Genomic DNA, 13,773 nt, shown 5'->3' with positions numbered 1-13,773 from the left:
TCTCCTAGTCGATGTAGACCGCGTAGTTGACACCCACGGCCGGAGTCAGCGGATCCTTGGTCGGCTTGTTGCTGAACAGGTGGAACTGCGCTCCGGTCCGGATCCAGACGGCCAGGTGCCGGCGGTCCACGCCCGCCCCCGCGCCCCACTCGTCGAGAAAGTCCGGGTTGCTGTCGTCGCTGAGGTAGTCGGGCTCGCCCCAGTGCTTGCGGGCCAGCTGGAGGTGGTCGGGCCAGTGCTCGTCCAGCCCTTTCTCCGCGTCGGCGATGTCGTCAGGGCCGATCTGGTACGCCGTCCAGCCCGCGTTGCGGCAGTCGGCGAACGCGAGCCCGTCGAAGACCACCATCGTCGTACCGCGCCGGGTGGTGAATCCCCAGGAGGCGGAACCGTCGTCGATCGTCTCGCCCGGCTCCAGGTCCCACGGCGTCCAGCCGGTCGCCGCCATCACGCGGTTGACCAGCGCGGTCACCACGGCGGGACCGGTGGCGTCGCTGTCCGGGCCGGCCACGGCCGTCCAGTCCTGGACCTCGGCGAAGTCGGCCATCGCGAGGTCGTCCTCGTCCAGCGGCCTGTCCTGCGTCTTCATCCCGCATCCCTTCACTCAACCCGAGCAAATTTAGGTGCGATCGAGGGTCATGGCTGTGCTTTTGGCGTCGACTTCGTCGCCGCGGGTTTTGGGGCTTGGTCGCCCGTTCTTCCCTCGTCGGTCGGTCGCTGCGCTCCCTCCCTCCTCAGTCCAGAACGGGCGGCCCCAAAACCTTGTGGTCAGCCTTGGACTCAGAGTTGAGGGTCGGCGGTTCCACTTCTGTTGTCCACAGCATCTAGGGCACGATTCGGGCACGGATAGGACCAGGCCGTACATTGGTTCGGTGGAGATCAACGACCAGTACGGCTTCGAGACCCTCGCGATCCATGCCGGCAACGAGCCTGACCCGACCACCGGTTCGGTGGTGCCGCCGATCTATGCGACGAGCACCTACAAGCAGGACGGCGTCGGCGGGCTGCGCAACGGCTACGAGTACTCCCGGTCGGCCAATCCGACCCGGACCGCGCTCGAGGAGTGTCTGGCCGCGATCGAGGGCGGCAAGCGCGGGTTCGCGTTCGCCAGCGGCCTGGCCGCCGAAGACACGCTGATCCGGTCGCTGTGCGTCCCCGGCGACCACGTGGTCTTCCCCGACGACGCGTACGGCGGCACGTTCCGGCTGTTCTCCAAGGTGCTGGGCGCCTGGGGCGTCGAGATGACGCCGGCCGCGGTCACCCACCCGGAGGCGATCCGCGCCGCGATCCGCCCGGGCAAGACGAAGGTCGTCTGGCTCGAGACCCCCACGAACCCGCTGCTGAACGTCGCGGACATCGCGATCGTCGCGCAGATCGCGCACGACGCCGGCGCGCTGCTGGTCGTCGACAACACCTTCGCCTCGCCGTACCTGCAGCAGCCGCTGGAGCTGGGCGCGGATGTGGTCGTGCACTCGACCACGAAGTACATGGGCGGGCACTCCGACGTGGTCGGCGGTGCGCTGATCGTCCGCGACCAGGAGCTGGCCGAGAAGATCGCCTTCCACCAGAACGCGATCGGTGCCGTCGCCGGACCGTTCGACGCCTGGCTGGTGCTGCGCGGCATCAAGACGCTGGGCGTCCGGATGGACCGGCACAGCGACAACGCCGAGAAGGTCGTCGACTTCCTGCAACGGCACTCCGCGGTGACGTCGGTGCTCTACCCCGGTGTCGAGGGACATCCCGGTCACGAGACCGCCGCCAAGCAGATGAAGCGGTACGGCGGGATCGTGTCGTTCCGGGTCAGCGGCGGCGAGCAGCACGCGCTCGACATCTGCAACAAGGCCGAGGTCTTCACGCTGGGCGAGTCGCTCGGTGGTGTCGAGTCGCTGATCGAGCACCCGGGCAAGATGACGCACGCATCGGTCGCCGGCACCCCGCTGGAGGTCCCGGCCGACTTGATCCGCCTCAGCGTCGGCATCGAGACGATCGACGACCTGCTCCAGGACCTCGACCGCTCCCTGGCGTGACGTTGGGTCCGCGGTGGGATTTGGTGCCCTGGGCACCGAGTCCCACCGCCGGCCAGGAAGACATGGGATGGCGCTGAGGGGCGTGGGTGAGTTGGCGCGGTATGCCTGGGTTCTGGTGGGAGAGCTTGGGGTGAGGTCGGCGGTGATGCGGCCGGGGAGGTTGCGTGGGGTGAGGTCGCTGCGGCCGGGAAAGACTTGTAGTTCACCTACTCGGCGTCCCGAATGCCGGCGACCCGCCGCCCAAGCCTTCGCCGACGCGACCGCGCAGGCCCCGTTCCTGCTCCAGCTCGCCCCGGCCGGACGGTGCCTGGGTAGGTGTGGTGGTGGGCCGGCTCGTGGTGGTTGGCTTGGTGGTGCGGCTGGGGTAACGGCATCGTCTGCGGGGTTGGGGAGTGGTGGGGGCGGCGTGGGTTTGTGGATGGGGCGGTAGGTATGGGGCTTGTGGTGGCGGTTGACTTCGGGTCGACGTTTACCAAGGCGGTGGTGGTGGATGCGGGGTCGGGGGAGTTGGTGGCTCGGGCTGAGCATCGGACCACGGTTGGGACTGATGTGCTCGACGGGTGGTTTGCTTGCCGGGAGCAACTGATGGCGGTGGATCGGGGGGTGGGGCGGGCAGAGGTGCTGGCCTGTTCTTCCGCGGGGGGTGGGCTGCGGATCGCGGTCGTGGGGAACGAGGAGTTGGTGACGGCCGAGGCTGGGCGGCGGGTTGCGTTGTCCAGTGGTGGGCGGGTGGTGGCGGTGGTCAGCGGTGGGTTGACGGCCGGATCGGTGAAGGCGTTACGGGCGGAGAAGCCGGACGTCGTACTGCTGCTGGGTGGGACCGACGGCGGGAACTCGGCGGTGCTGACCGGGGCGGCCGGGGTGCTGGCGAAGTACAAATGGCGCAAGCCGGTGGTTGCTGCGGGCAACATCGAGGCGCGGGACGAGGTGGCCGGGCTGCTGGACGGTGGGGGAGTGCCGTCGGTGCTCGCGGACAACGTCGTGCCCGAGATCGGGGTGTTCGCGCCCGACTCGGCGCGGGCGGCGATCCGGGAGATGTTCCTGGCGCACGTGATCGGCGGGAAGAACCTGTCGAAGGATCCGGCGTTCGCGCGGATGGTGCGGGCGGCTACGCCGGACGTCGTACTGCGCGGTGTCGAGGTGCTCGCCGGGCTGCACGGGGACGTCGCGGTGGTGGACATCGGCGGCGCGACCACGGACGTGCACTCGGTGATCGAGCTCGATCCGGAGGACGCCAACCTAGGGCGCGAGGTCGTCGCCACGCATCCGGTGACGCGCACGGTGGAGGGCGACCTCGGGATGCGGTGGAGCGCGGTTCCGGTGGTGGCGGCGGGGGTTGAGGCGGGGCTGGTTGACGAGGTAACAGAGTTGAGTGCGGCAGCGAGGCGGAGGCACGACGATCCTGCGTACCTGCCGGACTCGACAGCGGAGGCGTCGTACGACGAACAGTTGGCGACGGTGGCGGCGACGGTCGCGTTGCGTCGGCATGCGGGGCGGCAGCGGGTCGTGTTCGGGCCCGGCGGGCGCGTGATCGAGCGGTCGGGGAAGGACCTGCGCGAGGTGGATCTGCTGGTCGGGTCCGGGGGAGTACTGCGGCACAACGGGCCCGAGGTGGCTGAGCGGATCCTCGGCGCGTTGGGCGCGGGCGCGCAGGAGGAGGGCTGGCTGGTGCCGACGACGGCCCGGGTCTGCGTCGACAAGGACTACGTGCTGGCGGGGGTCGGTCTGCTCGCCGAGGTGGACCCGGTCGCGGCCGAAGGCCTGGCACGCCGGGTGAGCGCCGAGAGCTAACCGCGGGGGCGCCGGCGACAGGCGCCGCGTCGCGGCGAACGCCGCGAGCGCGGACCGCCGCACGAGCGCGGCGTGGGTGTTGGCCGTCGGCGAACGCCGCGTCGCGGCGGGCCGGCGTACGACGTACGCGCCGTGGGTGCGGACCGGCGACGAGATCGCCTGGTGGGGGACCTACATGGAACGGTCCCCACCGGGCACTAGGGTCAGCATCGAGCCTGGGGAGGTGCCATGAGCGATCCGGAGAAGCCGGAGCAGGAGCGGTCCGACGTGCCGGAGGTCGGGCGGGATGCGCCGAGTCCGGTCGCGGACAACCAGGTTGCCGAGGGGACCAGCGACACCGTCGTGCCGGCCTCCGAGGATCATCTGGTGGTGGCGTCCAGCCGCGGGCCGGTCGACACCGGTGTGACGCCGGGCATGCAGATCGCCAGTGCCTGGGCCTGGCGCTTCCTGGTCGTCGTGGCGGCCGTCCTGGTGATCGCGTACGCGATGCGGTACCTGTCCGAGGTCGTCGTACCGGTGACCGTCGGCATCCTGCTGACCGCCCTGCTGATCCCCGTCACGAACGGGCTGCAGAAGCTGAAGCTCGCGCGCGGGCCGGCGGCCGGTATCACCGTGGTGTTCACGATCGTGCTGGTGGCGGGGCTGCTCACGCTGGTCGGGACGCAGATCGCGACCCAGTTCGAGAACCTGTCGACCCAGGTCGGCGAAGGTGTGCAGAAGCTGCGCGACCTGGCCCGGATCAACCTGAACGTCACCGACGCCGACATCACCGACGCGCTGAACCGGCTGCGCGACACCGTGATGTCCGGCGGCGCGCTCGGGCAGCGGGCCGCCGAGGTCGGGACCACCGCGACGCACCTCGTCGCAGGACTGTTCATCGCGTTGTTCAGCCTGTTCTTCTTCCTGTACCAGGGCGAGCAGATCTGGGCCTGGCTGGTCCGGCTGTTCCCGCTGCAGGCGCGCGACAAGGCCGACTCGTCGGGGCGCAAGGCGTGGGTCTCGCTGACCGCGTTCGTCCGGGCCACGATCATCGTCGCCGCGGTGGACGCGATCGGGATCGCGCTCGGTGCGGCCATTCTCGGGCTGCCGCTGGTCAGCGCGATCGGCATCCTGGTGTTCGTTGGCGCGTTCGTGCCGGTGGTCGGCGCGCTGGTGTCCGGCTGCGTCGCCGTCCTGGTCGCGTTGGTTGCCAAGGGCCCGATCGTCGCGGTGATCATGCTCGCGGTCGTGATCGGTGTCCAGCAGCTGGAGGCGCACGTGCTGCAGCCGTTCCTGCTGGGCCGTGCGGTGAGCGTGCACCCGCTCGCGGTGATCCTGTCGATCGCGACGGGCGTGATCGTCGCCGGGATCGTGGGGGCGCTGATCGCGGTGCCGACGGCCGCGGTGATCAACACGATCGTCAACCACCTGGCCGGCAACGACGTCGATCCCGAACCACCACGCCCGATTCCTCGAAGACCGGTACGGCGGAAGTCCGCGGCCGAGGGGCCGCTCGCCGACGCCTGATGACCTGTGCGGGTATCAGCAGCCGCGCAGACTTGAAAGTGCGAGCGGCACCCGCTGCTGGAAAGCGAACGGCCGCCCCCGGGAATCCCGGGGCCGGCCGTCCGCGTGCCCCGGATCTCAGGGGCGGCTGTCCGCGTGCCCCCGGGGGATCCCCCGGGGACGGCGTTCGCGTCATACGGGTCAGTGCATGGCGGCGGCGGAGGCCTCGAGGTTCGGCTCCTCGCCGTCCTTCGGGGTCTCGTCGCGGCCGGCCAGGCGCTGCTCCGGGGTGATGATCGCGATCACCAGGGCGATCGCCAGGAACGGCAGGGAGACCAGGAACACGTCGCCCATCGCCTCGACCAGGCCGTGCAGCGCCCAGCCCTGCATCGGCTCCTTCAGCGCGTGCAGCGCGTCGACGCTGTTGGCCGCCTTGGCGAGCTGGCCGACCATGTTCTGGGCGGAGCTCGGGACGATGTCGCCCAGGTGCTCGGTGAGCCGGCTGGTCAGCACCGCGCCGTACACGGCCGTACCGATCGCGCCACCCATCGAGCGGAAGAACGTCATCGACGAGGTCGCCGTGCCCATGTGCTGCCGGGGCACGCTGTTCTGCGCCGCGGTGACGGTGATCTGCATCGACAGCCCCAGCCCGGAACCCATCACGAACATGTAGATCGCGAGCTGCCAGTACGGCGTGTCGAGGCTCAGCGTGGACAGCATCAGCATCGCGACGCCGACCAGGACGGCCGAGATGATCGGGTAGATCTTGTAGCGGCCGGTCTTGCTCATCAGCTGGCCGCTGGGGATCGAGGCGCTGAAGATGCCGAGGATCATCGGCAGCAGCGCCAGGCCCGACCGGGTCGGCGACATGTCCTTGACCGCCTGCAGGTACAGCGGCAGGAAGATCAGCGCGCCGAACATCGCGAAGCCGAGCAGGAACGCGAACCCGGCGTACCCGGAGAAGATCCGGCCCTTGAACAGGTCCATCGGGATGATCGGCTCGGAGACCCGCAGCTCGACGAAGACGAAGGCGACGGCGAGCACGACCGCGGCGACCAGCAGGCCGATCGTGGTGGCCGAGCCCCAGCCGTTGCTCGGGCCGCTCCAGGAGACGGCCAGCAGCAGGGTGGTGACCGCACCGGTGACCACGGAGGCGCCGAGGTAGTCGATCTTGTGCGAGCGCTTCACGTGCGGCAGCTTCAGTACGGCGGCGACGACGCCCAGGGCGACCAGGCCGATCGGCAGGTTGATCCAGAAGATCCAGCGCCAGCCGGGACCGTCGGTGAGCAGGCCGCCGAGCAGCGGGCCGGCCACCGAGGACAGGCCGAAGACGGCACCGAAGTACCCCATGTACTTGCCGCGCTCACGCGGCGGGATCACGTCGCCGATGGTGGCGAAGGCCAGCGACATCAGACCGCCGGCGCCCAGGCCCTGGACGGCGCGGAAGCCGATCAGTTCCTCGATGTTCTGCGCCAGCGCGGCCAGCACGGAGCCGGCCAGGAAGGTGACGATCGCCGCGATGAACAGCGGGCGGCGGCCGTACAGGTCGGAGATCTTGCCCCACAGCGGCGTCGAGGCGGTCGAGGTCAGCAGGTAGGCGGTGACCACCCAGGACAGCTTGTCCAGGCTGTTGAACTCGCTGACGATCTGCGGCAGCGCGGTCCCGACGATGCTCTGGTCGAGCGCTGCCAGGAACATGCCGGCCATCAGGCCGCCGAGCACGACCAGGATCTGCTTGTGGGACAGGTAGCTCGGGGTGTTCGGATCAGGCGCGGCGCCGCCGGTGACGGCGGGCTCGGTGGTGCTCATCTGGTGCTCTCCACGTTCTCTTCGGTGGTCAGTCGCGCGGCGGCGGCCCAGCCCTTGTCGGCCCAGGCCCGGTCGTCGCGTGCGTCGGTGAGATTCGCGACGCCGTCGGCGAACCGCGTCATCAACTGCTCGAAATTCTTGATGTCCTGCTCGGACCAGCCCTCCATGGCCTGGGTGAGCAACGCCATCCGGCGGCGGGCGTTCTCCTCCCACTCGGCCGTGCCCTGCTCGGTCAGCTCGACCCGGAAGGCGCGTCCGTCGGCGGGGTCGACCGAGCGCTGCACCAGGCCTGCCTGCTCCAGCGACCGGACGTGCCGGCTGGCGGTGGAGGCGTCGAGCTCCATCTTGTTCGCCAGGTCGGACAGTCGCAGCGCGCCGTTGCACCGCAGGACGAAGAGCACCAGGTGGGCGCTCTGGTCGAGCGAGTCGCCGGGCTGCTTGGCCTTCAGCCGCCGCCCGATCCGGGTGAACGCGTGCAGAACTCCCTCTACCGGGGTCTGCGGGGCGTACCCGTCATTTACATGCATGGTGCAAGCATATACATACGTGCGTGATACATGCAAATGAGTTTCCTAGGATGACCCACAAATCGCCAACGATTAACCGCCCGTAGTCTGGCGGTCACTGACTGGATTGGGGACGGGGATGCAGAAGATCGCGGTGGTCACCGGCGGTGGGTCCGGGCTCGGGCGGGAGATGGCGCTCGCGCTCGCCGCGGCCGGGTTCCAGGTGACGGTGACCGGGCGGACCGAGACGAAGCTGCTGGAGACCGCGGCCGCCGCCGAGGAGATCGACGCCGTCGGGGACGCGGGCGTCGGCGAGGTCCGTACGGCGGTCCTGGACGTGACCGACGGCGCGGCCGTCCGCGAGTTCTTCGCGAGCCTGCCCCGGATCGACGTCCTGGTGAACAACGCCGGTACCGGCATGCCGGCCGCGCCGATCGAGGAGGTCGGCGAAGACGCCTGGCGCGCGGTCGTCGACACCAACCTGACCGGCTCGTTCCTGTGCGCGCAGGCGGCGTACGCGCTGATGCTGCGCCAGGACCCTTCCGGTGGCCGCATCATCAACAACGGGTCGTTGTCGGCGCACGTCCCGCGGCCGCACGCGATCGCCTACACGGCGTCCAAGCACGCGATCACCGGGCTGACCAAGGGCCTCGAGCTCGAAGGCCGCCCGCACGGAATCACCGCCGGCCAGATCGACATCGGCAACGCCGCCACCGCGATGACGGAGCGGATGGAGCAGGGCGCGTTGCAGCCGGACGGGTCGACCGCGGTGGAGCCGACGTTCGACCCGAGGATCGTCGCCGACTTCGTCGCGCGGGTGGCGTTGCTGCCGACGTCGGTCGCGGTGCCGACGCTCACGGTGATGGCAGCGGGCATGCCGTACGCCGGCCGCGGCTAGCTGTACTGCCCAGGCAGGTTAGCTAGCCCGTACGACGGCCCGGCGTACGGCGAAAAGTGCGACCTGACCGCCTGCGGGCAAATCGACAAGAAGTTGTCCGTGGAGCGGTCTAGGGTCGGGCAGGTGAGTGAGCAGCGGGAGTCTCTGGTCCGGGCGCGTGGGCTGACGAAGGCGTACGGCGCGTTCGAGGCCGTGCGGGGGATCGACCTGGACGTCGTCAAGGGCGAGGCGTTCGGCTTCCTCGGGCCCAACGGCGCGGGCAAGTCCTCGACGATGCGGATGATCGGGGCGGTCTCGCCGGTCAGCGGCGGCGAGCTGCGGATCCTGGGGATGGACCCGGCGACCGACGGGCCGGCGATCCGGGCGCGGCTCGGGGTCTGCCCGCAGGACGACACCCTCGACACCGAGCTGTCGGTGCACGAGAACCTGACCGTCTACGGCCGGTACTTCGGGCTCAGCAGGGCCGACTGCCGAGAACGGGCCGACGAGCTGCTGGAGTTCGTCGCGCTGACCGACAAGGCGAAGGTCAAGGTCGACGAACTGTCCGGCGGGATGAAGCGGCGGCTGACGATCGCCCGGTCCCTGGTCAGCAAGCCCGACCTGCTGCTGCTCGACGAGCCGACCACCGGGCTGGACCCGCAGGCCCGGCACCTGTTGTGGGACAAGCTGTTCCGGCTCAAGCAGGCCGGCGTCACCCTCATCATCACGACCCACTACATGGACGAGGCCGAGCAGCTCTGCGACCGGCTGGTGGTGATGGACGCCGGACTGATCGCGGCCGAAGGCTCGCCGTACGAGCTGATCCGGGACTACTCGACCCGTGAGGTGACCGAGCTGCGGTTCGGGCCGGAGGTGATGTCGGCCGATCACGACGCGCTGGCCGGCAAGGTCGAGGACCTGGCCCAGCGGATCGAGGTGCTGCCCGACCGGCTGCTGCTCTACACCGACGACGGCGAGCGCACGGTCGCCGCGGTGCACGAGCGCGGGCTGCAGCCGGCCGCCGTACTGGTTCGGCGGTCGACGCTCGAGGACGTGTTCCTGCGGCTGACCGGCCGGACGCTGGTGGACTGATGAGCGTCGTGCTGGAGAACGGCCGCCGCCAGTTCGACTACTGGGCGACGGTCTACAAACGCACCTGGAAGGGCAGCCTGGTCAGCAGCTTCCTGCTGCCACTGCTCTACCTGGCCGCGATGGGCATCGGCCTCGGCTCGTTCGTCGACGACAACGGGACCGGCGCGCTCGGCGGGATCAGCTACCTGCAGTTCATCGCGCCGGGCCTGCTCGCCGCGACCGCGCTGCAGATCGCGGTCGGTGAGTCGACGTACCCGGTGATGGGCGGGATCAAGTGGCAGAAGTTCTACTTCTCGATGATCGCCACGCCGCTGCGGCCCGCGGACGTGATGTACGGGCAGCTCGCGTTCGTCGCGTTCCGGGTGCTGACCACCTGCACGGTGTTCCTGGTGGTGATCGCGCTGTTCGACGGGCTGGCCACGCCGTGGGGACTGTTCGGGCTGCCGGTCGCGCTGCTGGTCGGGATGGCGGCGTCGGCGCCGGTCTGCGCGGTCGCGACCCGGCTGGAGAACGACTCGGGCTTCGCGATGATCTTCCGGTTCGGCGTCGTCCCGGCGTTCCTGTTCTCGGGCGCGTTCTTCCCGGTCTCGCAACTGCCCAACTGGATCGAGTGGCTGGCCTACCTGAGCCCGCTGTGGCACGGCGTCGAGCTGTCCCGTGACCTGAGCCTGGGCACGGTCGACCCGCTCGCCGCCCTGGGCAACCTGGCCTACCTGGCGGCGTGGTTCGTCGTCGGCACGTGGTTCGCGGTCCGCGGCCTGACCCGGAGGTTGATCAGCTGATGGCCACACTCACCGCACGGGTGCTGCCGCTCCCGGTCCGCTTCGGCAACGGGCGGCACCTGGTCGAGCGCAACTTCCTGGTCTACCGGCGATCGTGGATCGTCTTCGTCTCCGGCTTCTTCGAGCCGGTCTTCTACCTGCTCTCGATCGGCGTCGGCGTCGCCCAGCTGGTCGGCGACTTCACGCTGGCCGACGGCACCGCGATCGGGTACGCCGCGTTCGTCGCGCCGGCGATGCTGGCCAGCTCGGCGATGAACGGCGCGATCTTCGACTCGACGTACAACATCTTCTTCCGGATGAAGTACGCCCGGTTGTACGACTCGATGCTGGCCACACCGTTGCGGCCGTGGGACGTCGCGACCGGCGAGGTGACCTGGGCACTGCTCCGCGGCGCCTGCTACTCGGCGATGTTCATCGTCGTGATGCTGCTGCTCGGCCTGGTCGAGTCGTGGTGGACGCTGCTCGCGCTGCCGGCCGCGATCCTGATCGGGTACGCGTTCGCCGGCGCCGGGATGGCGATGACCACGTTCATGCGCAGCTGGCAGGACTTCGAGTTCGTCCAGCTGGCGACGATGCCGATGTTCCTGTTCTCGGCGACCTTCTACCCGATCGAGACCTACCCCGGCGCGATCCGCTGGCTGGTCGAGATCACCCCGCTCTACCAGGGCGTCGCGCTCGAACGCGCGCTGACCACCGGCACCGTCAGCTGGACCCTGCTGATCAACGCCCTCTACCTGGTCGCCATGGGCACCGCCGGCATGTACGTCGCCTCCCGCCGCTTGGGCAAACTGCTGCTCAAGTAGCACTCACTCCAGCAGCTTGCGGACCCACTGTGTGGCACCCGCGCGCATTCCGGCCCGACTCGGGCCGGACACGTTGTCGGCGAGGTGCAGCGACGTGATGGCCTGGTGCAACGCGCCAAGCCGCCCGGCCAGATCGAGCGCGCGGCGCAGGGCGGGCAGAGGCGCGAAGTCCTGCCAGACGGCGAGGTAGGAGTCCGTGACGCGAGGAGACCGTGACAGCTCGTACCGGTCGCCGACGAAGGTGATCAGGTCGAGGAACGGGTGGGACACAGCGGCGTCGGTCCAGTCGAAGGTGACCGGTACGCCGTCGCGGACGGCGATGTTGTCGGCGTGCAGGTCTCCGTGGAGCAGCGTCTCCGGGATGCCGATCGAGGCCAGTTCGTCGATGGAGTCGCGCAGTTCCTTCGAGCGTGCCGGGAGCCGGCCGCGCTCGTCGGCGGTGAGTCCGGCGGTCACCAGGTCCGCGCCGAACAGCCGGTCGAGCTCGTCCGGGACAGTGGCGAGCCGGCGGTCGACGCAGCCCATCGCGAGCAGGTCGTCCGTCGAGTCGGTGAAGCCGCGCTGCAGCCGACCGTGCGCCTCCAGCGCGCTGACCCAGGGTGCGAGTTCTGTCTGCTGGGCGAGCGGTACTCCGAGGTCGGGCAGCAGGAGCCAGACGCGATCGTGGTCGGCAACGATCGGGCGAACCACCTGACCGGGCCGTACGGTCGAGAGCCGGTCGAGCAGTCGTGGCTCGTGGGCGAACAGCAGCGGCGCGGCGTCGGCGCGATCCAGTACGACGTTGCTGCTGTGGATGAGGGCCTTGAAGTACACGTCGCCCGAGCTGGTCGGCACGCGCAGCACGTTGGACAGGCCGCCGGAACGGACCTGAACCGGCGGACCGGTTCGCTCGACCTGCTCGTCGATCCAGGCCAGGGCGTCGGCGTACCAGCCTGGTTGCGTCCAGGCGGGGGTCAGCGGGTGATCGTGCGGAAGAGCAAGGTGGGCCTGAGCTGCTGCGACGAGTGGGTCGTCGGGTCGAGTGGGCGTCGCCGGGCCGAGGTCGCTCGTGCCCGTGCTGCTCAGCAGGTAGTCGGTCTTGCTGCCGCCCCTGGCGAGGCAGGTGAGCACCGTCGCGTCGACACCGAGTTCGGAGCGGACAGTCTGGAGCACGGCCTCGACGTCGAAGAACCGCACCTTGCCGGGGACCTGTACGTCGGGCAGCCGGTGGAGGCCGTCGGCAGCGACCAGGACCGCGGCGACCGTCGTACTGGTGTCTGGCATTGGGGCAGCGTACGGCGGTCGGCTCAGGGATCCTTACCAGTCGAGGTGTTGGTCGCCCAGACGGGTGGTGTACCAGGTGCGGATTGCGTCGACGGTCTCCGCGGGGAGCGGGTTGGCGGCTGAGGCGATGCTGGTTTCGAGGTGCTCGATGGATCGGGTGCCGGGGATGACCGTGGAGACGCCGTCGTTCGCGAGGAGGAACTGGACGGCCGCGTCGACGAGGCTCACGCCGGACGGGAGCAGCGCGCGCAGTTCGTCGACGAGGCCGGCGCGGAGCGCTACGTCCTCGGCGGTCCAGCGGGAGCGGACGTCGGAGAAGGTGCTGTTGGCGTCGTACCGGCCGGAGAGCCAGCCGGACTCCAGCGGGACCTTGACGATGACGCCGGCACCTTGAGCGGGAGCTTCGGAGGCGCTCGGCCAGGTCTCCTGGAAGAGCGCCGACATCCGGACCTCCAACGCCTGCGACGCCGTGGTGGTCAGGACCGTGCGGACGTCCTGGTCCCAGTCGACGGACGCGCCGAAGGCACGGATCAGGCCCTTGTCGCGCAGTGCTTCCAGTGCCGCGTAGTGCTCGGCGCTGTTCAGCACCTCCGGCGGCGGGCTGTGCAGGACGACGACGTCGATGTGGTCGACGCCCATCCGCCGCGCGCTGCCCTCGACCGACGTCGCGACCGCGTCGACCGCCCAGTCGGCGCGGCCGTCGTGCGTCGGCCCGACCTTGGTGCAGAGCACGACCTGGTCGCGGGGGACGCTCTGCAGCGCGGTCCCGACGTTGAGTTCGCTCTGGCCGTCGGCGTACGCCGGCGCGGTGTCGATGAAGTTCACCCCGGCGTCGAGCGCGGCGTGCACGATCCGCACCGCCTCGTCCGGATCGGGCCCGGTCGGCCAGCTCGACGACTTGCCGAGCTGCCAGGCGCCCAGCCCGATGGTGGTGACGTCGATACCGGAAGAGCCGAGGGGACGCGTCTGCAGGGTCATGACACTCAACCTAGTCGAGCGGCGCGTTCCGGTCTGCCGCGATCTTGACGGCGCGTCGAGATCCGGGACCATCATCACCGCGCGCCGGCCGGAACGTTGCCTACGGCCATCATCAGGTACGCCGGCCCCTCGGCGTCGAGGCAGTCCAGCACGTACGCCGCGATCCCGAGCTGCTCGGCGAACGAACGCACGACCGCGCCGACGTCCGGGAACCACACCTCACCGGTCAGCTCTATCCGCGGCAGTCCGGACGGCAGGACGAGCTCCGCCTGGTCCTCGGGGCGCACCACCGGTCACTGCGGCATCGTAGGCGGCGAACCTGCGGGCGGCGTACCGAGTTTCAGGGAAATGGGTCCCTCGTAC

The 13,773-nt window shown here is 69.8% G+C and carries 14 protein-coding genes; 8 read left to right on the top strand and 6 right to left on the bottom strand.

All coding sequences use genetic code 11. The features are described 5' to 3' along the window. Window positions 1-4 precede the first annotated feature (4 nt). On the bottom strand, window positions 5-586 hold the full coding sequence (locus HDA39_RS21310) for a hypothetical protein (RefSeq protein WP_184797665.1): 582 nt from the start codon (window positions 584-586) through the stop codon (window positions 5-7). 283 nt (window positions 587-869) lie between these two features. Between HDA39_RS21310 and HDA39_RS21305 the strand changes: the two genes are divergently transcribed. From HDA39_RS21305 to HDA39_RS21290, 4 genes are all read left to right on the top strand, one after another. Beyond that, window positions 870-2,024, top strand: a complete 1,155-nt coding sequence (locus HDA39_RS21305; protein ID WP_337925835.1) for a cystathionine gamma-synthase — start codon at window positions 870-872, stop codon at window positions 2,022-2,024. A gap of 432 nt (window positions 2,025-2,456) precedes the next feature. Then, window positions 2,457-3,815: a glutamate mutase L gene (locus HDA39_RS21300; RefSeq protein ID WP_184797663.1), complete on the top strand. Its 1,359-nt coding sequence runs from the start codon at window positions 2,457-2,459 to the stop codon at window positions 3,813-3,815. A 76-nt stretch (window positions 3,816-3,891) separates the two neighbouring features. Next, a complete protein-coding gene (locus tag HDA39_RS21295) occupies window positions 3,892-4,047 on the top strand; it encodes a hypothetical protein (RefSeq protein WP_184797661.1) in 156 nt (51 codons plus the stop codon). Further along, window positions 4,044-5,321 carry an AI-2E family transporter gene (locus HDA39_RS21290; protein ID WP_184797659.1) on the top strand — a complete coding sequence of 426 codons (1,278 nt, stop codon included), beginning with the start codon at window positions 4,044-4,046 and terminating at the stop codon, window positions 5,319-5,321. Before HDA39_RS21295 ends, HDA39_RS21290 begins: the two co-directional genes overlap by 4 nt. 180 nt (window positions 5,322-5,501) lie before the next feature. On the opposite strand, the gene HDA39_RS21285 is transcribed toward HDA39_RS21290, so the two are convergent. Further along, the gene (locus HDA39_RS21285; protein WP_184797657.1) at window positions 5,502-7,109 is read right to left on the bottom strand and encodes an MDR family MFS transporter; all 1,608 of its coding nucleotides are present in this window, start codon (window positions 7,107-7,109) and stop codon (window positions 5,502-5,504) included. Next, on the bottom strand, window positions 7,106-7,636 hold the full coding sequence (locus tag HDA39_RS21280) for a MarR family winged helix-turn-helix transcriptional regulator (RefSeq protein WP_184797655.1): 531 nt from the start codon (window positions 7,634-7,636) through the stop codon (window positions 7,106-7,108). Before HDA39_RS21280 ends, HDA39_RS21285 begins: the two co-directional genes overlap by 4 nt. Window positions 7,637-7,754: 118 nt before the next feature. Here HDA39_RS21280 and HDA39_RS21275 point away from each other — a divergent pair, with 118 nt between their 5' ends. The 4 genes from HDA39_RS21275 to HDA39_RS21260 all read left to right on the top strand — a co-directional run bounded on the left by HDA39_RS21275 (window position 7,755) and on the right by HDA39_RS21260 (window position 11,169). Next, window positions 7,755-8,513, top strand: coding sequence for an SDR family oxidoreductase (locus HDA39_RS21275; protein ID WP_184797653.1), 759 nt, complete (start codon window positions 7,755-7,757; stop codon window positions 8,511-8,513). Window positions 8,514-8,636: 123 nt separating this feature from the next. Continuing rightward, window positions 8,637-9,584: an ATP-binding cassette domain-containing protein gene (locus HDA39_RS21270; RefSeq protein WP_184797651.1), complete on the top strand. Its 948-nt coding sequence runs from the start codon at window positions 8,637-8,639 to the stop codon at window positions 9,582-9,584. Continuing rightward, a complete protein-coding gene (locus tag HDA39_RS21265; RefSeq protein ID WP_184797649.1) occupies window positions 9,584-10,366 on the top strand; it encodes an ABC transporter permease in 783 nt (260 codons plus the stop codon). The genes HDA39_RS21270 and HDA39_RS21265 overlap by 1 nt, the downstream gene beginning before the upstream one ends. Next, on the top strand, window positions 10,366-11,169 hold the full coding sequence (locus tag HDA39_RS21260; protein WP_184797647.1) for an ABC transporter permease: 804 nt from the start codon (window positions 10,366-10,368) through the stop codon (window positions 11,167-11,169). The genes HDA39_RS21265 and HDA39_RS21260 overlap by 1 nt, the downstream gene beginning before the upstream one ends. 3 nt (window positions 11,170-11,172) lie before the next feature. On the opposite strand, the gene HDA39_RS21255 is transcribed toward HDA39_RS21260, so the two are convergent. The 3 genes from HDA39_RS21255 to HDA39_RS21245 all read right to left on the bottom strand — a co-directional run bounded on the left by HDA39_RS21255 (window position 11,173) and on the right by HDA39_RS21245 (window position 13,700). Beyond that, entirely contained in the window at window positions 11,173-12,432 is a 1,260-nt protein-coding gene (locus HDA39_RS21255) for a phosphotransferase (protein WP_184797645.1), read from the bottom strand. A gap of 33 nt (window positions 12,433-12,465) precedes the next feature. Further along, entirely contained in the window at window positions 12,466-13,410 is a 945-nt protein-coding gene (locus HDA39_RS21250) for an aldo/keto reductase (RefSeq protein ID WP_238356115.1), read from the bottom strand. A gap of 74 nt (window positions 13,411-13,484) precedes the next feature. Next, window positions 13,485-13,700, bottom strand: a complete 216-nt coding sequence (locus HDA39_RS21245) for a hypothetical protein (RefSeq protein ID WP_184797643.1) — start codon at window positions 13,698-13,700, stop codon at window positions 13,485-13,487. Window positions 13,701-13,773: the final 73 nt, after the last annotated feature.

The sequence above is a fragment of the Kribbella italica genome (assembly GCF_014205135.1).
GTDB classification, from domain to species: Bacteria; Actinomycetota; Actinomycetes; order Propionibacteriales; family Kribbellaceae; genus Kribbella; species Kribbella italica.
This window is presented reverse-complemented; position numbering and strand designations above follow the sequence as displayed.

What these genes read in the sequence shown, in the direction of transcription:
- HDA39_RS21310 (WP_184797665.1), bottom strand. Translation starts at nt 586, where the DNA reads ATGAAGACGCAGGACAGGCCGCTGGACGAGGACGACCTCGCGATGGCC.
- HDA39_RS21300 (WP_184797663.1), top strand. Translation starts at nt 2,457, where the DNA reads ATGGGGCTTGTGGTGGCGGTTGACTTCGGGTCGACGTTTACCAAGGCG.
- HDA39_RS21290 (WP_184797659.1), top strand. Translation starts at nt 4,044, where the DNA reads ATGAGCGATCCGGAGAAGCCGGAGCAGGAGCGGTCCGACGTGCCGGAG.
- HDA39_RS21285 (WP_184797657.1), bottom strand. Translation starts at nt 7,109, where the DNA reads ATGAGCACCACCGAGCCCGCCGTCACCGGCGGCGCCGCGCCTGATCCG.
- HDA39_RS21280 (WP_184797655.1), bottom strand. Translation starts at nt 7,636, where the DNA reads ATGCATGTAAATGACGGGTACGCCCCGCAGACCCCGGTAGAGGGAGTT.
- HDA39_RS21275 (WP_184797653.1), top strand. Translation starts at nt 7,755, where the DNA reads ATGCAGAAGATCGCGGTGGTCACCGGCGGTGGGTCCGGGCTCGGGCGG.
- HDA39_RS21265 (WP_184797649.1), top strand. Translation starts at nt 9,584, where the DNA reads ATGAGCGTCGTGCTGGAGAACGGCCGCCGCCAGTTCGACTACTGGGCG.
- HDA39_RS21260 (WP_184797647.1), top strand. Translation starts at nt 10,366, where the DNA reads ATGGCCACACTCACCGCACGGGTGCTGCCGCTCCCGGTCCGCTTCGGC.
- HDA39_RS21255 (WP_184797645.1), bottom strand. Translation starts at nt 12,432, where the DNA reads ATGCCAGACACCAGTACGACGGTCGCCGCGGTCCTGGTCGCTGCCGAC.
- HDA39_RS21250 (WP_238356115.1), bottom strand. Translation starts at nt 13,410, where the DNA reads ATGACCCTGCAGACGCGTCCCCTCGGCTCTTCCGGTATCGACGTCACC.